Here is a 15373-nt window from a genome sequence, read left to right as displayed (position 1 = left end):
GTGCGCAAATCGCGCACCATCGCGGCATGAGCACCACCACGCCCTCTTCTTCGACCGAGCTGGACCATTTGCGCGGCTGGATCGGCCGCAGCGAATCGCGCCGCGACCTGCTGACGCTGCAGCCCGTGGCCGCCATGTCCGCCACGCTGGACCGCGAGGACCCTGCGCCCGTGGCCGGCGACGCGCTGCCGCCGCTGTGGCACTGGCTGTACTTCCTGCCCCTGGCACCCGCGCGCGAGATCGGCGAGGACGGCCACCCGCGCCGCGGCGGCTTCCTGCCGCCCGTGCCGCTGCCGCGCCGCATGTGGGCCGGCGGCCGGCTGCAGTTCCACCGCCCGCTGCGGCTGGGCGCGACCGTCGAGCGCCATTCGCGCATCCTGGACGTGAGCACCAAGAGCGGCCGCAGCGGCGCGCTGGTGTTCGTGACGGTGGAGCACAGCTACGGCGACGCCGACGGCGTGGCGCTGACCGAGCAGCACGACATCGTCTACCGCGACGCGCCGCAACCCGGCGCCCCGGCGCCCGCGCCGCAGGCCGCGCCCACGGACGCGCAGTTCGAACGCGTCATCGTGCCCGACCCGGTGCTGCTGTTCCGCTACTCGGCGCTGACCTTCAACGGCCACCGCATCCACTACGACCGCAGCTATGTGACCGAGGTCGAGGGCTATCCCGGCCTGATCGTGCACGGCCCGCTGATCGCCACGCTGCTGCTGGACCTGGTGCGGCGCGAGCGGCCCGGCCAGAGCGTGCGCAGCTTCTCGTTCAAGGCGGTGCGGCCGATCTTCGACATCCACCGCTTCAGCGTCTGCGGCCGCGACGAGGGCGACGGCAAGCTTAGGCTGTGGGCGCGCGACCACGAAGGCGCGCTGGCCATGCAGGCGCAGGCCGAGCTGGGCGGAGCATGACCTACGCCTTCCTGAACCGGCTGCGCGTGGTCGAAAGTTCGGCCTTCATCGCCGCGCCGCTGGCCGGCCTCACGCTCGCACAGTTCGGCGCCGACGTGATCCGCGTGGACATCCCCGGCGGCGGCATCGACTATGCGCGGCTGCCGCGCATGCCGCACCCCGAGGGCCGTGGCCGCAGCATCTATTGGGCCGGCCTCAACAAGGGCAAGCGCTCGGTCGCCATCGACATCCGCAAGCCCGAGGGCCGCGAACTCGTGCAGGCCCTGGCCACGGCGCCGGGTGCCGATGCCGGCGTGCTGCTGACCAACATCGGCACGCCCTGGCTCGCCCACGAGGTGCTGGCTGCGCGCCGCGCCGACATGATCAGCTGCACCATCCAGGGCAACGCCGACGGCAGCACGGCGGTGGACTACACGGTCAACTGCGCCACGGGCTATCCGTACGCCACGGGCGGCGGCGCGCGCGAGCGGCCCGTCAACCACGTGATGCCGGCCTGGGACGTCGCCTGCGCCTACCAGGCCGCGTTCGCCATCGTGGCCGCGGTGAACCGGCGCCAGCGCGAGGGCGTGGGGACCGAGCTCAAGATCGCGCTGTCGGACGTGGCCTTCGCCACCTTGTCCAACCTGGGCGTGCTGGCCGAGGCCGAGCTGCTGCAGCAGGAACGCCCCTCCATCGGCAACCACATCTACGGCGCCTTCGGCCGCGACTTCGCGACGGCCGACGGTGAACGCATCATGGTCGCGGCGATCTCGGCCGGGCAGTGGCGTTCCCTGGTCCAGGCCTGCGGCATCGCCGAGGCCGTGGGCGCCACGCAGCAGCGCCTGGGCCTGGACTTCGACGACGAGGCCCAGCGCTACGAAGGCCGCGAGGCGATCGCCGCACTCGTCGAGCCCTGGTTCGCCGCGCGCGGCACGGCCGAGGTGGAGCGCGCGTTGCAGGCGAACAAGGTCTGCTGGGGCCGCTACAAGACCGTGGGCGAGCTGCTGGCCAGCGACCGGCGCGTGAGCACGGAGAACCCGGTGTTCGAACGCACGAACACACCGGGCATGGGCGAGCACCTGGTGGCCGGCAGCGCCGTGCGTGCACCGGCCATGGAGCGCGTGCCCACGCGGCCCGCGCCCACCATCGGCAGCGACACCGACGCCGTGTTGGCGGAGGTGCTGGGCCTGGATGCCGGCGCCATCGGCCGGTTGCACGACAGTGGGGTGGTTGCCAGCGCGGCCGACTGAGCGCCGGCTCTGCGCAGGCGCACCATGCTCAGCTCCAGAACACCACCGCGCAGATGGTGGCCACCACCAGGCCCGAGAGGACCGGCATCAGCAACGCGCGCACGGCATCGAGCACCGGCACCCGCGCAAAGCCGGCCACCGCGATCAGGGACGACCATGCGATCAGCGTGCCGCCGCCGGTCCAGACTGCGCCCATCTGGCCGACGGCGGCCAGCGTCTCGGCCTGCATGCCGGCGGCAGGCGCCAGTGCGCCGGACAGGGTTCCCGTCAGCGGCAGGCCCGCGAAGCCGGAGCCGTCGATGCCGGTGATCATGCCCACCAGCAGCACGCCGAACGCCACGAAAGCGTGGCTCTTGGGAATCAGGTGCTGCGCGCTCTGGATCAGCTCGAACAGCAGGTGCGGCGGCTTCAGGCCGTCGGCCACACCCAGGATGGCGCCCGAGGTCTCGCCCGCGCCGATGAAGAAGAAGCCCGCGATGGGCAGCACCGAGCCCATGGCCTTGAAGGCGAACACGAAACCATCGGTGATGTGCTCGGCGCTGGTGTCCAGCATCTTGCGCGGGCCTTCGGCGGCCAGCGTGGCCAGCATCATGAGCATGGCCGCCATGCCGCCCACCAGCGTGGCGGCGGCGCCGCCCTTGAGATCGGGCATGGAGGTCATGACCTTGGGCAGCACCATGGCGGTGATCACGGCCATGAAGGCCAGCGGTGTCACGACGGCGAACACCTTGGACCACATCACGCGGCCTGCGTCTGCGCCCAGCGCGGAACTGATCTGTGCGGCGCTCAGCAAAGGCGCGTCGCGGCTGGTGCCGCGCGCAAGCTCGGCCTTGTCGAAGGTGCCGGCCGATTCGACGGCGGGGGTGTTGCTGGACGACTGGGCCTGCCAACGCGCGAGCAAGGCGTTGCTGGCCGGCACGATCTGGCCGCGCAGCGAGAAGTAGCCGATCAGCAGCGCCACGCTGCCCGTGATGAGCGACAGCACCAGCGCGCGGTCGGCCACCACCGAGGCCACGGCACCGGCGGCCTTGGCACTGATACCGGGCGCCACGCCGATCACGTAGTCCGACGACAGGGCCATGCCCTGCCCTGCGATGGCGATGGCCACGGCGCCGGCCAGCGGCGGCAGGCCGGCGGCAATGGCAGCCGGCAGCAGCACGGCCGAGACCAGCGGCACCGCCGGCGTGGGCCAGAAGAACAGCGAGATCGCGTAGGTGATGCCGGCCAGCACGAAGTAGGCCGTGTGGCCGTTCTTCATGACGGCGCGAAACGGCTCGACCATGCGGATGTCCGACTGCAGCGTCTTGAGCGCATTGAGCAGCGCGGTCATCAGCGCGATCACCAGGAAGATGTTGAACAGCTCCTTCGCGGCCACGAAGCTCGCATTGAAGATGCTGCCGAGCGCCGAGATCGGGCTTCCCGTCCACGCCAGCGCCACGCAGAACGTGGCGACGATGGACGGGACGACCACATTGGCACGCAGGACCATCGTGAGAACGATGACGGCGACGCCGGCCAGGTACACCCAATGGGCGGCTTCGACAGGGACAGCAGGGTTCATGGGCACTCCTTGAACGAGAACGTGGGGTGTTGGAATACAGTATTCCAAGCATGGCGCATGATGCAAGTTGCGTACCTGGGGTGAACCCGCAAAACAGCCCTTGAACCCGGACGAACGGTTGCCGAAGCGGGCATCCATCGTCAGATTGCATGGTTTTGGTGCGCGATCTGCTTCAAAACGGGGTCCCGGCGAGGCGGTTTTCGGGCGCTGGCGGAGATTACCCGTCGAAAAGCCTGGGTAACTCCCAAGTGTAGGAATACAGTATCCCAACTAATCTGCGAGCGGTTTCTCAGGTTGGCGCAGCTAGCGCGCCCGTCTTGCCGTGTCTGCGGCGGATCGGGTATGCGAATTGCATACTGTATGTTTTCTTGCCCTTCAACCGCTTTTCCAGGAGATCCCCGATGCCCCGCCCTCCGCTCCTTTCCCGCCGTCGTGTGCTGCAGGCTGTGCCCGCCTTGGCCGGCGGCGGTCTCGCATTGCCTGGCTGGGCGCAGACCGCGGCACCGGTCAAGGTGCGCTATGAAGAAGTCGTGCGCTCGGTGCTGTACGTGCCCATGTACGTCGCACTGGGCCAGGGCTTCTTCAAGGAGGCCGGCCTCGATGTCGGCATGAAGACCTCCCAGGGCACGGACAAGGGCATGGCTGCGCTGTTGACCGGCAGCGCCGATGTCGTGCTGATCGGACCCGAGGCCTCGGTCTACGTGGCCAACAGCGAGTCGCCGGTCAAGCCCCGGATCTTCGCGGGCCTGACGGCCACCGATGGCTTCCTGCTGATGTCGCGCAGCAAGATCGAGAAGTTCGACTGGAGCCTGCTCAAGGGCAAGACCGTCATGGCGTTCAGGCCCGGGTCCAACCCGGACGTGTTCCTGGAGGCGGCGCTGCGCAAGAAGGGCCTGGACCCCAAGAAGGATCTGAAGCTGGTCAACAACATCGGGCCGGCGGCGCGTGCCGGCGCCTGGACGGCCGGCCAGGCCGACTTCGCGATCTTCCTGGAGCCTGAAGCCACCGCGCTGGAAAAAGCGGGCCAGGCCTTCGCCGTGGCCTCCATCGGCCGCGAAGTCGGCCCGGTGGACTACACCGTGTTCACGGCGACCGACGCCTTCCTCAAGAAGAACCCGGCCATCGCACAGACCTGGGCGAACGTGATCGTCCGCGCGCAAAAACACGTCGCCAGCGCACCCGCGGCCGATCTGGCCCGGCAGATCGCCGAGTTCTTCCCCGGCATGGGCCAGGCCGAGCTGGTGGCCGCCATCGAACGCTACCGCGGCATCGGGCTGTGGAAGACCAGTCCGGTGGTCGAGAAGGCCGCCATGGAGTCGCTGCAGGACATGCTGGTGGCCAGCGGCGTGCTGGAGTCCGCCAAGCGCGTGCCGTACGAGCAGTTCGTCGTGACCGAGTTCGCCGCGAAGGCCAAGTGATGAGCGAAGTCCTCGATCGCCCCTGCGCCGGCACCGTGTCGGCCCCTGTGCTGAAGCCCTCGCGCATCGAGGTGCGCGACGTGTCGCTGCGCTACTTCACCCACGCGGGCGAGACCCAGGCGCTGGAGCGCATCTCGCTGGATGTCGCAGCCGGTGAGTTCGTGAGCCTGATCGGCCAGTCGGGTTGCGGCAAGAGCACGCTGCTGTCCATCATCGCGGGCATCCTGCCGGCGTCGTCGGGTACGGTGCATGTCGACGGCAAGCCCGTGAACGGCCCCTCGCCGCGCATCGGCTACATGCTGCAGCAGGACTACCTGTACGAGTGGCGCACCATCCTGGACAACGCCGTGCTCGGCGCCGAGATCCAGGGCCTGAACCTGCCGCGGGCGCGCGAGCGCGCAGCGCACCTGCTGCACAAGTGCGGCATGGGCGACTTCCTGCACCATTACCCGCGCCAGTTGTCGGGCGGCATGCGCCAGCGCGTGGCATTGGCGCGCACGCTGGTCACCAACCCGGACGTGGTGCTGCTGGACGAGCCGTTCTCCGCGCTCGACTCGCAGACCCGGCTGGCGATCGCCGACGAGGTCGTCGAGGTGTTGCGCAGCGAGGGCAAGTCCGTGGTGCTGGTCACGCACGACATCGGCGAGGCCATCGCCATGACCGACCGCGTGGTGGTGTTGTCGCGCCGGCCCGGCCGCATCAAGTCGCAGCACCTGATGCGCTTTGCCGGCCACGAAAGCAGCCGGCCCAGCCCGTTCGCGGTGCGCGGCCTGCCGGAGTTCAACCGCTACTTCAGCACCCTGTGGGACGAGCTGGATGTCCATGTCGAAGGCTGATCCATCATGACAAGCACCACGCACAGCCCCGTCGCGGCGCCGCTGGCCCCGCCCGCCGCCCATACCTCCTCCAGTGCCAGGCCCCCCAGTCCCGAGTACCGGGCCTGGCTGGCGCGCGAACAGCGGCGCCGGCACTGGATCGTGCTGGCCCGCGCCGCGCTGTTGCTGGCCAGCCTGGCGCTGTGGGAGTACCTGGCCCGCGCGCAGATCGTGAACCCCATGCTCACGAGCTACCCCAGCGCGCTGTGGCCCACCTTCCTCGACCTGTTGCGCAACGGCAAGCTCGCCATGCACACCTGGACCACGCTGGCCGCCACGTTGGTCGGCTTCGGCCTGAGCATGCTCATCGGCACCGCCGTGGCGGCGGGGCTGTGGTGGTCGGGCTTTGCCTACAAGGTGCTCGATCCCTTCCTGGTCGTGGCCAATGCCATGCCCAAGATCGCCTTCGTGCCGATCTTCTACCTGTGGCTGGGATCGGACTACTCGGTCTACGGCATGGCGGTGGCCATCGCAGTGTTCGTCACCATCATGGTGGTCTACGACGGCTTCCAGTCCATCGACCCGAACAAGATCAAGCTGGCGCAGACGCTGGGCGCCAGCCGCGCGCAGGTGCTGCGCCTGGTGGTGCTGCCCGGCAGCGTGCCCACCTTGATCGCGGCGCTGAAGATGAACATCGGCCTGGCCCTGGTGGGCGTGATCGTCGGCGAGTTCCAGTCGGCCAACGCGGGCCTGGGCTATCTGATCGTGAACGGCAGCCAGATCTTCAAGCTCAACATCGTCATGACCGCCATCGTGGTGCTGGCCGTGCTGTCCGGACTCATGTACCTGGCCATCGCGCGGCTCGAAGCCGTGGTGGCCAAGCGCTACGGCTGAAGGAGCTGCAGATGGAATTTCCGCAATGGGTGGTCGACCGCGTGCTGGCCCGCCAGGGCTGCCTGCACCCCCACGAGCGCCTGCCGGCGCGCCAGACCGCGTTCGTCGTGGTCGACCTGCAGAACTACTTCACCCAGCCCGGCTACCAGGGCGAGAACGCGCCGGCCCGCGCCACCTTCGGCGCGGTGAACCGGCTGGCGCAGGCCGTCCGCGCCGCCGGTGGGCTGGTCGTCTGGATCCAGACCTGCGCCGATGGTGCCGACCAGTTCTGGTCGCACCACCACGCCAAGATGCTGACGCCCGAGCGCAGCGCGCGCCGGCTGGTGGAGCTCAGCCGCGGCCATGCGGGCTTCGAACTGGCACCCGGCCTGCAGGCCGAGCCGCAGGACCCGCGCGTGGTCAAGCGCTGCTACAGCGCGCTGGCGCCGGGTTCGTCCGATCTGGACGCCGTGCTCACGGCGCATGGCATCACGCACGTGCTGATCGGCGGCACGGTCACCAATGCCTGCTGCGAGTCCACCGCGCGCGACGCGATGATGATGGACTACGCCACCGTGATGGTGCCGGACACGCTGTCCGCCGTGACGCAGGACGAGCACATCGCCTGCCTGAACAACTGGATGCTGTTCTTCGGCGATGTGCTGGAGAGCGGCGAGGTCATCGAGCGGCTGCAGGCATAGCGCCGGCAGGCGCGTCTACCAACCTGCCGCAATGCCGTCCTTGCGGCGGTCCGAGGCGCCGCACAGGCGGCCGTCGGGCTGGCGCGTGACCCACTGGGCGCCGCCGAAGTCGGAGCGGCCGCCGAGCTCGCCCATGCCGGCCGGGTCTGCATAGCCCGCTGCGCGCAGGGCCTGTTCGACGGGAGGGGGCGTGCCGGCTTCGATGGCCAGCGCGGCGGCGGATTCCAGCCGCCACCGCGGCGCATCCAGCGCGGCCTGCAGCGGCTCGCCCCAGGCCGCCAGCCGCAGCAGCAGCTGCAGCTGGCCCTGCGGCTGCATCGCGCCGCCGACGACGCCGAACACCGCGTGCAGGCGCCCCTCGCGCAGCGCAGCGCCCGGTACCACGGTGTGGTAGGGCCGCTTGCGCGGCGCGGGCCCGTTGATGTGGCCGGGTGCGGAGAAGCCGAAGCCCCGGTTCTGCAGCACGAAGCCGCAGCCCGGCGCCGCGATGCCGGAGCCGAACCGCTTGAACACGCTGGTCATCAAAGACACCCCCAGCCCGTCCCGGTCGACGATGGCCGTGCAGACCGTGTTGCCGGCCGGGTCGGCCACGGTCTGCTGCGCCCACTGCATGGCCTCGTCCATGGCCTGCACGGCACGCACCGTGGTCTGCGGGTCCTGCGGGTTCAAGTCCTGCCGGGCCAGCGTGTCCAATGCGCGCAGCACCGCCACGCCATGGGTGTTGGGCGGGCATTCCAGCACCGTGAGGCCTTGGAACTGCGTGCTGGCGGGTGTGCGGAAATCGCCGGTGTGGGCCGCGAAGTCTTCCGCGGCCAGCACGCCGCCCAGTGCCTGGACCTGGGCTGCCGCCGCGCGGGCAGGCGCCCCCCGATAGAAGCTGTCGGGGCCTTCGTCAGCGATCGCTTGCAACACGCGTGCAAGTTCAGGGTTGGAGAAGCGCTCCCCGGCGCGCGGCGGCGCGCTGGCCCGGTACAGCGTGCTGCTGGCGGCGTCGCGCAGCAGCACCCTGGCGAACAGCGCCCATTCGCGCGCGCAGACCGGCGCCACGGCGAAACCGTCGCGGGCGGCGGCGATGGCCGGCTGGAACAGCACCGGCCAGGGCAGGCGCCCGAAGCGGTGGTGCATGTCGTGCCAGCCGCGCACGGCTCCTGGCACGGTGACCGCATAGGGGTGGCGTTCGGGGATGCGTGCGCCGGGCAGGGCGCAGACCAGCGCCGCGTCCAGGCCGGCGGGTGCCCGGCCAGTGCCGTTGTAGGAGACCGGCGTGCCGTCGGCCTGTACGACCATGGCCAGCATGTCGCCGCCGATGCCGGTGGCCATGGGCTCGACCACCCCCAGAACCGCGTCGGCCGCGATGGCGGCGTCGACCGCGCTGCCGCCGGCACGCAGCATGCGCAGCGCTGCCTGCGAGGCCAGGGGGTGGCCGGTGGCCACCATGCATGCGTCGCCCAGCACGCCGGCGGCGGACGCCAGGGGAGCCATGTCCGCCATGGCTAGAACGCGCCCGGGTAGGAGCCGCCGTCCACCAGCAGGCTCTGTCCCGTCATGTAGCCCGCGTACTGCGAGGCGACGAAGGCGCACAGCGCGCCGATCTCGTCGGGCTCGCCGAAGCGGGCGGCGGGCGTGGCCGCCTCGCGCTCCTGCCAGATCGCTTCGAACGACTGGCCCGACTGCTCGGCCATTGCGCGCACGTGGTGCCGCTGGGCATCGGTCGCGAAGGCGCCGGGCAGCAGGTTGTTGATCGTGACGTTGTGGCGCACGGTCTGGCGCGACAGGCCCGAGACGAAGCCGACCAGCCCCGAGCGGGCGCCGTTGGACAAGCCCAGCTCGGCCTGCGGCGACTTCACGCTGCGCGCGACGATGTTGACGATGCGGCCGAAGCGGCGCGCGATCATCGGGTCCACCGTGCGGCGGATCATCTCGATCGGGCCGACCATCATCGCGTCCAGCGCCGCATGCCAGTCGGCCGGCGACCAGTCGCGGAAATCGCCGGGCGGGCGGCCGTCGGCGTTGTTGACCAGGATGTCCGGGTCGGGGCAGGCGGCCAGTGCGGCATCGCGGCCGGCCGGTGTGGTGATGTCGGCCACGACCCAGCGCACCGGTGCCGAGGTCGCGGCGCCGAGTTCGGCCGCGGCCTGGGCCAGCGTGGCCTCGGTGCGTGCGGCGATGCAGACCTGCACGCCGGCACGCGCCAGGTGCAGCGCGCAGGCGCGGCCCATGCCCTTGCTGCCGCCGAACACCAGGGCCGTGCGGCCGGCGATGCCGAGATCCATCATCGGGTGTTCTCCTGGAAGGTGAAGGCGTCGGCATACACGTACTGCGGATCGGCGCCGTGCGCGATGGCCGCGCTGCGCGCGTCGGCCACCATGTTCGGCGAGCCGCACAGGTAGACCGCGTGCTCGGACAGGTCGGGCTGGTCTTCCAGCAGGGCCTGGTGCACGTAGCCGGTGCGCCCGCTCCAGCCAGCGCCGGGGCGGGACAGCACCGGCACGTAGCGGAAGTCGTACAGGCGCTCGGCCCAGGACGGGATGCGGTCGTGCAGGTACAGCCCGCCCTGGTCGCGCATGCCCCAGTACAGACTCACGGGCGGGCAGTCCGCGTCGTCCATCAGCGCTTCCAGCATGGCCTTCAGCGGTGCCAGGCCGGTGCCGGTGGCCAGCATGGCGATCGGCCGCTCGTCCTCGCGGTGGTAGCGGAACTGGCCCAGCGGCACCTCCACGTCGAGCACGTCGCCGGGGCGCAGCGCGGCCAGCGCGCGGTCGGTGAAGCGTCCGCCCGCGATGCGGCGCACATGGAAGTCCACCAGGCCGCTGCCGGGCTTGGAAGCCATCGAGAAGCTGCGGTGCCGGTCGTCGCCCAGCAGCACGTTCATGTACTGGCCCGCCTGGTAGACGAGTTGCGGTTCGTCCGGCAGGCTGAGCTGCAGGTGCACCACGTCGTGCGCGAGCGCCGCCACATCCTTCACCACGGCGCGCGCGCGCGTGGGCGGCGAGCACCGCAGCGGCGGCGCCACGCTCAGCACCAGATCGCTGCAGGGCCGCGCCTGGCAGGCGATGGCCTCGCCGCGCGCCATGTCTTCGTCGCCGAGGGCGAACGGCTGCTCCTCGTAGTGCACGCGGCCTTCGACCAGCTTCACGCGGCACGTGCCGCAGCCGCCGAAGCGGCAGTCGTGCGGCAGGGCGACCTGCTGGCGCAGCGCGGCGTCCAGCACGGTCTCGCCGCTCGCCACGGCGAAGGTGGTGTCGCCCTCCAGCCAGTGCACGCGGTGTTCCATGGCGGCCTCCGTGCGGTTTACTTCTTGATGTCGGCCGCGACCAGCACCTCGTGCTGGCCGGCCAGCTGTTGGGCCAGCGCCTGCAGCGCGGCCACGCCGCAGGCCGTGTCCTGCTCGCCGTTGCCACCGGACAGGCCGATGCCGCCCACCACCTCGCCGTTCACCACGATGGGGTAGCCGCCGACGAAGGCCGCGAAGCGGCCCTCGAAGCTGAGCTGGATGCCGAAGGCCTCGTTGCCGGGCAGCGCCGGGCCGTTCGGCGGCGTGGTGAACAAGTGCGTGGAGCGCTTGTGGCCGGCCGCCGTGAATGCCTTGTTCCAGGCGATCTGCGGGCCGGTGATGCGGGCGCCGTCCATGCGCTCGAGCACCAGCGGAAAGCCGCCTTCGTCGGCGATGCAGACGGTCTCGGCCACGCCGATCTCGCGCGCCTTCTGCAGCGCCGCATCGGCCATCAGGCGGGCTTCGGCGCGTTCGATCTTCAGGGATGGTTTCATGCTTCAGACGCCTCGGTAGATGGTCTTGATCTGGGTGAAGAACTCCAGCCCGGCCCGGCCCGACTCGCGGAACGTGGAGGTGCTGGACTGCTTGATGCCGCCGAACGGCGCGTTGACCAGGTTGCCGGTGGTGGTGCGGTTGATCTTCACGGTGCCGGCCTGGATCTGCTGCGCGAAGTCGTGCATCACGCGCGGGTTGCGCGTGGCGATGGCGGCGGACAGCCCGTAGCGCGTGTCGTTGGCCTTGGCGATGGCGTCGGCGTAGCCGTCGGCCTCCAGCACCGCGATCACCGGGCCGAAGATCTCCTCGCGCGCGATGCGCGCCTCGGGCGCCACCTCGTCGAACACGGCGGGCGACACGTAGTAGCCGTGCGCATAGGGCTCGGCCGTGAGCCGCTCGCCGCCGCACAGCAGCCGGGCCTCCTGCCGGCCGATGGCCAGGTAAGACAGCACGGTCTCCAGCTGCTTGGCCGTGGCCAGCGGGCCCAGGTCCATGCCGGGCGTGAGGCCGCTACCGATCCTGAGCTGCTGCACGCGCGCGACCAGCTTGCGTGTGAACTCTTCCTTGACCGCGCGCAGCACGATCACGCGGCTGGTGCCCGTGCAGGCCTGGCCCGACAGCGAGAAGCCGCCCTTGACGGCCAGGTCCACGGCCTGGTCGAGGTCGGCATCGTCCATCACGATCAGCGGGTTCTTGCCGCCCAGCTCCATCTGCAGCCGCGTGGTCAGGTGCACGGTGCGGTGGATGGCCTCGCCCGCCGCGGTGGAGCCCGTGAACGAGATCGCGCGCACGGCCTCGGACGTGGTGATCACCGGCCCGACATCGCCGGCGCGTCCGGTGATGAAGTTCAGCACGCCCTTGGGCAGGCCGGCCTGCACCAGGGCTTCGGCCAGGCGCAGGCCCGACAGCGGCGCGTCCGACGAGGGCTTGAACACCACGGTGTTGCCCGTGATCAGCGCCGGCGCGATCTTGCGCGCCGGGATCGACACCGGGAAGTTCCACGGTGCGATCACCGTCACCACCCCCAGCGGCTCGCGCTGGCTGTAGACGGTCATCAGCGGGTCGTCCTGCGGGTAGGTCTCGCCACCCAGGGTCTGGCCCTCCACGGCGTAGAAGCGCAGCGTCTGCGCCGAGCGCATGAACTCGTCCCGGGCCAGCGCGACCGACTTGCCCTCTTCGCGCGTGAGCTCTTCGGCAAAGCGTGCGGCATGGGTTTCGAGGTAGCTGGCCGCGTCCTGCAGGACCTTGGCGCGCTTGCCGATCGGCGTGGCGCGCCAGCCCTCGAACGCGGCCGATGCCGCCGCGACGGCCGCCTCGGCATCGGCCGGGCCCGAGGCCTGGAAGCGGCCCACGGTCTCGCGCGTGTCGTGCGGGTTGAGGCTGTCGAAGGTGCGGCCCGCGCGGCTGCGGACCCATTCGCCCTGGATGTGGTTCAGGAACTCTTCGGGTGGGGCGGACATGGTGGCGTCGGTTCCCGCGTCAGGCTGCCAGCTTCAGCGCGGGCAGGTCGTTGGCCACGTAGTCGTGGTAGAGCGCCGTCGTGTACAGCAGGCGCATCTGGGCGCCGATCTCGCAGATCTTGAGGCAGCGCTGCTGCAGCTCCACCGTGTTCGCATGCTCCAGCACGATCTGGTAGCCGCGTTCGCCGTGGATCTCGTCGGAGACGATGTGCAGGTCGAAGAACTCGACCTCTTCGTCGGTGAAGCCGTACTTCTCGCGCAGCGTGGGCGTCTGCTTGCGGTAGATGGACGGCACCTGCGATTCCAGGCCCACGACCAGGCCGGCGACGGCCACCACCGGGTCTTCGCGCATGGCGACGGCATAGCACCAGCTCTGCAGGCCGCGCGTGGTGGGCGACATGTTGTCCGGGTCGACCACGCGCTCGCGCGTGGTGCCGCAGGCTTCGGCGAAGCGCACCAGCAGATCGGTGTGGCGGTCGCCGCCGATCTCTTCCTCGTACATGTTGGCCAGCAGGAAGTCCTTGGCCTCGGTCATGGTGTCGGGCGTGCGGGCGTAGATGTAGGCCAGGTAGTCGGCGAACGGGCCCACGTAGTGGTAGTGGTTCTCGGCCCAGCGCGCCAGGTGGGCGCGGCTCAGTTCGCCCGAGGCCCAGGCCTGGCTGAAGGGGGCCTTGTTGGCGCTCTTGCCCTGGATGGCGTTTTCGAGGGCGGTGCGGAAAGTGTCGCGGTTCATCAGTTCGGCGGTCATGGCGCAGCTCCTGCAGATTGAAGGGTGTTTCCGTGCTCGGAAGAATACAGTATACTGAAAACCAAGATGGCCGCAACGCCAAAATGGAGCTCTGCGAATGTCCTGGAGGATTTCTTTCTGGAGGCGACGCGGAGGCGATGGAATCTCCGTCGGTTGTTTTGGGCCTGACTCTTCAAACGGTATACCGAGAGCCGATTTCATGCCCAATGTCGTTCTCCACAAACAAGGCCAGACCTACCGTGACGAGGTCCAGCCGCGGACCAATCTGGTCGTGCGCGCGGGCATCCGCCAGTTCCCCTATCCCCACCTGCAGTACGGCTGCGGCATGGGCAAGTGCGCCAAGTGCGCCTGCCGGGTGCTGCGGGGCGGCGAGCACCTGCCCCCGCCGAACTGGAAGGAGAAAAAGCAGCTCGGCGAGCGCCTGGACGCCGGCTACCGGCTGGCCTGCCAGCTCTGGCTGGAGCACGACATCGAGTTGGCGCAGGACGCCCCCGAACAAGCCCCGACCGCCTGAGACCCGCACCATGACGACCCATGTGATCCTGACGAGCAAGCCCGGCCAGTTCCGCACCGAGGTGGGCCCCGGCCTGCGGCCCGTCGAGGCCTACGACTATGTGTTCTGTGGCCGCGTGCGCGCCCAGTTCGTGATCGCCGTGCTCGAAGAGGCGACCCGCGTGCGCGTGGTCGACGAGACCGAGCCGCCCACCGTGAACATGGTGCCTTCCAAGTTCCTGGAGCGTTTCGGCGACCTGGCCGCAGCCCGCGCCGAGCTGCAGGGCCTGTGCAGCTTCGGCACCATGGACACGCAGCTGCGGCCCCGCGCACTGGTGCCAGCCACGAAGGCGGCCGGTACCGTGCAGATCACCTTCGTGCCCACCGCCGGCAAGGTCGTCAGCGCGCCGCAGAACAGCAACCTGCTGCGCGTGTCGCTGCGCGAGAAGGGCGGCATTCCGTTCAAGTGCGGCGGCGGCCTGTGCGGCACCTGCAAATGCCGCATCGAGGAGGGCCTCGCGCACACGGATGCCGTGAAACCCAAGGAGCGCAAGCACCTCACCGAGGCGCAGCTGGCCGCAGGCTACCGCATGGCCTGCCAGACCTTCGTGCTGGGCGACATCGCGGTGTCCTGGTGAGCGCGGCCGGTATCCTGGCCTGGTGGCCGGCCGGCCTGGAGGCAGGCCATTACGCCGGCATGGCGTTGATGGTCTTCGTCGGTGCCTGCCTGCAGGGCGTGGGCGGCCTGGGCTTTGCGATGTTCTGCGCGCCGCTGGCCGCGCTGTGGTTCCCGGAGCTCGTGCCGGGGCCGCTGATCGCGCTGGCCTGCCCGCTGTCGCTGATGGCTGCGCTGCGCGAGGCGGGCGCGATCGACTGGCGGGCGGCCGGCACCGGGCTCGCCGGCCGCGTGGTCGGCACGGCGGGGGCGGCGCTGTGTCTGGCGCTGCTGTCGGCCGACACCTTGTCGCTGCTGTTTGCCCTGCTGATCCTGGCCGCGGTGGCCTTGAGCCTGCGCGGCTGGCGGGTTGCCGCCAGCCCGCGCAACGTGGCGATCGCGGGCGTGGCCTCCGGGGTCATGGGCACCATCACCTCGGCCGGCGCGCCGCCGTTCGCCATCGCCATGCAGCATCTGCGGGCCGACCGCCTCCGTGCGACGCTGGGCTGCATCTTCTTCGCCGGCTCCGCGGTCTCGATGGCCACGCTGGCGCTGGTGGGCCGCATGGGGCTGCGCGAGCTGCTGCTGGCCTTGCTGCTGGCGCCCTGGATGCTGGGCGGCTTCGCGGCCTCCGGCCGGCTGGGCCAACTGCTGCACCACCGCTCGCCGCGCCCGCTGCTGCTGGGCCTGGCGGCATTCGGCGCACTGGGCATCCTGGTGCAACGTGCATTTCCCCACTGAAAGCTG

16 protein-coding genes are annotated in these 15373 nt (G+C 70.2%); 9 read left to right on the top strand and 7 right to left on the bottom strand.

Annotated elements, in window-relative coordinates:
- Positions 1-26 precede the first annotated feature (26 nt).
- Both IE209_RS25760 and IE209_RS25755 read left to right on the top strand, forming a co-directional pair.
- Entirely contained in the window at positions 27-905 is an 879-nt protein-coding gene (locus tag IE209_RS25760) for an HTD2 family dehydratase (RefSeq protein WP_189689733.1), read from the top strand.
- Positions 902-2134, top strand: coding sequence for a CoA transferase (locus IE209_RS25755; RefSeq protein WP_189689732.1), 1233 nt, complete (start codon positions 902-904; stop codon positions 2132-2134). The genes IE209_RS25760 and IE209_RS25755 overlap by 4 nt, the downstream gene beginning before the upstream one ends.
- 28 nt (positions 2135-2162) lie before the next feature.
- On the opposite strand, the gene IE209_RS25750 is transcribed toward IE209_RS25755, so the two are convergent.
- Positions 2163-3695: a hypothetical protein gene (locus IE209_RS25750; protein ID WP_189689731.1), complete on the bottom strand. Its 1533-nt coding sequence runs from the start codon at positions 3693-3695 to the stop codon at positions 2163-2165.
- A 401-nt stretch (positions 3696-4096) separates the two neighbouring features.
- Between IE209_RS25750 and IE209_RS25745 the strand changes: the two genes are divergently transcribed.
- From IE209_RS25745 to IE209_RS25730, 4 genes are read left to right on the top strand one after another with little or no spacing between them, the layout of a single operon-like run.
- Positions 4097-5113 (top strand): ABC transporter substrate-binding protein, encoded by a 1017-nt coding sequence (locus IE209_RS25745; RefSeq protein ID WP_229883049.1) that lies wholly within the window; start codon positions 4097-4099, stop codon positions 5111-5113.
- Positions 5113-5949: an ABC transporter ATP-binding protein gene (locus tag IE209_RS25740; RefSeq protein ID WP_189689730.1), complete on the top strand. Its 837-nt coding sequence runs from the start codon at positions 5113-5115 to the stop codon at positions 5947-5949. Before IE209_RS25745 ends, IE209_RS25740 begins: the two co-directional genes overlap by 1 nt.
- 42 nt (positions 5950-5991) lie before the next feature.
- A complete protein-coding gene (locus IE209_RS25735) occupies positions 5992-6822 on the top strand; it encodes an ABC transporter permease (protein WP_189689787.1) in 831 nt (276 codons plus the stop codon).
- 11 nt (positions 6823-6833) lie between these two features.
- On the top strand, positions 6834-7502 hold the full coding sequence (locus tag IE209_RS25730; protein ID WP_189689729.1) for a cysteine hydrolase family protein: 669 nt from the start codon (positions 6834-6836) through the stop codon (positions 7500-7502).
- A gap of 15 nt (positions 7503-7517) precedes the next feature.
- Here the strand turns inward: IE209_RS25730 and IE209_RS25725 are convergent, their stop codons facing one another.
- The 6 genes from IE209_RS25725 to IE209_RS25700 are packed head-to-tail and all read right to left on the bottom strand — an operon-like array spanning position 7518 to position 13479.
- On the bottom strand, positions 7518-8984 hold the full coding sequence (locus tag IE209_RS25725) for a gamma-glutamyltransferase family protein (RefSeq protein WP_229883047.1): 1467 nt from the start codon (positions 8982-8984) through the stop codon (positions 7518-7520).
- Between the two features lie 11 nt (positions 8985-8995).
- On the bottom strand, positions 8996-9775 hold the full coding sequence (locus tag IE209_RS25720) for an SDR family oxidoreductase (RefSeq protein WP_189689786.1): 780 nt from the start codon (positions 9773-9775) through the stop codon (positions 8996-8998).
- Complete coding sequence (locus IE209_RS25715) at positions 9775-10776, bottom strand: 2Fe-2S iron-sulfur cluster-binding protein (protein ID WP_189689727.1); 1002 nt, start codon at positions 10774-10776, stop codon at positions 9775-9777. The genes IE209_RS25720 and IE209_RS25715 overlap by 1 nt, the downstream gene beginning before the upstream one ends.
- A 17-nt stretch (positions 10777-10793) precedes the next feature.
- The gene (locus IE209_RS25710) at positions 10794-11270 is read right to left on the bottom strand and encodes a GlcG/HbpS family heme-binding protein (protein WP_189689726.1); all 477 of its coding nucleotides are present in this window, start codon (positions 11268-11270) and stop codon (positions 10794-10796) included.
- A gap of 3 nt (positions 11271-11273) precedes the next feature.
- Positions 11274-12731 carry an aldehyde dehydrogenase family protein gene (locus IE209_RS25705; protein WP_189689725.1) on the bottom strand — a complete coding sequence of 486 codons (1458 nt, stop codon included), beginning with the start codon at positions 12729-12731 and terminating at the stop codon, positions 11274-11276.
- A 19-nt stretch (positions 12732-12750) separates the two neighbouring features.
- Positions 12751-13479, bottom strand: a complete 729-nt coding sequence (locus IE209_RS25700; RefSeq protein ID WP_189689724.1) for an iron-containing redox enzyme family protein — start codon at positions 13477-13479, stop codon at positions 12751-12753.
- 199 nt (positions 13480-13678) lie between these two features.
- Between IE209_RS25700 and IE209_RS25695 the strand changes: the two genes are divergently transcribed.
- The 3 genes from IE209_RS25695 (at position 13679) to IE209_RS25680 (ending at position 15367) form a co-directional block, all read left to right on the top strand.
- Positions 13679-13993 carry a 2Fe-2S iron-sulfur cluster-binding protein gene (locus IE209_RS25695; protein ID WP_189689723.1) on the top strand — a complete coding sequence of 105 codons (315 nt, stop codon included), beginning with the start codon at positions 13679-13681 and terminating at the stop codon, positions 13991-13993.
- Between the two features lie 283 nt (positions 13994-14276).
- Positions 14277-14609 (top strand): 2Fe-2S iron-sulfur cluster-binding protein, encoded by a 333-nt coding sequence (locus IE209_RS25685; RefSeq protein ID WP_189689784.1) that lies wholly within the window; start codon positions 14277-14279, stop codon positions 14607-14609.
- Positions 14606-15367, top strand: coding sequence for a TSUP family transporter (locus IE209_RS25680; RefSeq protein WP_229883046.1), 762 nt, complete (start codon positions 14606-14608; stop codon positions 15365-15367). Before IE209_RS25685 ends, IE209_RS25680 begins: the two co-directional genes overlap by 4 nt.
- The last annotated feature ends 6 nt before the right edge of the window (positions 15368-15373 follow it).

The sequence above is a fragment of the Pseudorhodoferax aquiterrae genome (assembly GCF_014652235.1).
GTDB classification, from domain to species: domain Bacteria; phylum Pseudomonadota; class Gammaproteobacteria; order Burkholderiales; family Burkholderiaceae_C; genus Pseudorhodoferax; species Pseudorhodoferax aquiterrae.
The sequence above is the reverse complement of the archived record's forward strand: the minus strand, read 5'-3'. Positions and strand labels throughout refer to the sequence as shown.

Coding starts and splice junctions, on each gene's coding strand:
- IE209_RS25760 (WP_189689733.1), top strand. CDS start 27: ATGAGCACCACCACGCCCTCTTCTTCGACCGAGCTGGACCATTTGCGC.
- IE209_RS25755 (WP_189689732.1), top strand. CDS start 902: ATGACCTACGCCTTCCTGAACCGGCTGCGCGTGGTCGAAAGTTCGGCC.
- IE209_RS25750 (WP_189689731.1), bottom strand. CDS start 3,695: ATGAACCCTGCTGTCCCTGTCGAAGCCGCCCATTGGGTGTACCTGGCC.
- IE209_RS25745 (WP_229883049.1), top strand. CDS start 4,097: ATGCCCCGCCCTCCGCTCCTTTCCCGCCGTCGTGTGCTGCAGGCTGTG.
- IE209_RS25740 (WP_189689730.1), top strand. CDS start 5,113: ATGAGCGAAGTCCTCGATCGCCCCTGCGCCGGCACCGTGTCGGCCCCT.
- IE209_RS25730 (WP_189689729.1), top strand. CDS start 6,834: ATGGAATTTCCGCAATGGGTGGTCGACCGCGTGCTGGCCCGCCAGGGC.
- IE209_RS25725 (WP_229883047.1), bottom strand. CDS start 8,984: ATGGCTCCCCTGGCGTCCGCCGCCGGCGTGCTGGGCGACGCATGCATG.
- IE209_RS25720 (WP_189689786.1), bottom strand. CDS start 9,775: ATGGATCTCGGCATCGCCGGCCGCACGGCCCTGGTGTTCGGCGGCAGC.
- IE209_RS25715 (WP_189689727.1), bottom strand. CDS start 10,776: ATGGAACACCGCGTGCACTGGCTGGAGGGCGACACCACCTTCGCCGTG.
- IE209_RS25710 (WP_189689726.1), bottom strand. CDS start 11,270: ATGAAACCATCCCTGAAGATCGAACGCGCCGAAGCCCGCCTGATGGCC.
- IE209_RS25705 (WP_189689725.1), bottom strand. CDS start 12,731: ATGTCCGCCCCACCCGAAGAGTTCCTGAACCACATCCAGGGCGAATGG.
- IE209_RS25700 (WP_189689724.1), bottom strand. CDS start 13,479: ATGACCGCCGAACTGATGAACCGCGACACTTTCCGCACCGCCCTCGAA.
- IE209_RS25695 (WP_189689723.1), top strand. CDS start 13,679: ATGCCCAATGTCGTTCTCCACAAACAAGGCCAGACCTACCGTGACGAG.
- IE209_RS25685 (WP_189689784.1), top strand. CDS start 14,277: ATGGACACGCAGCTGCGGCCCCGCGCACTGGTGCCAGCCACGAAGGCG.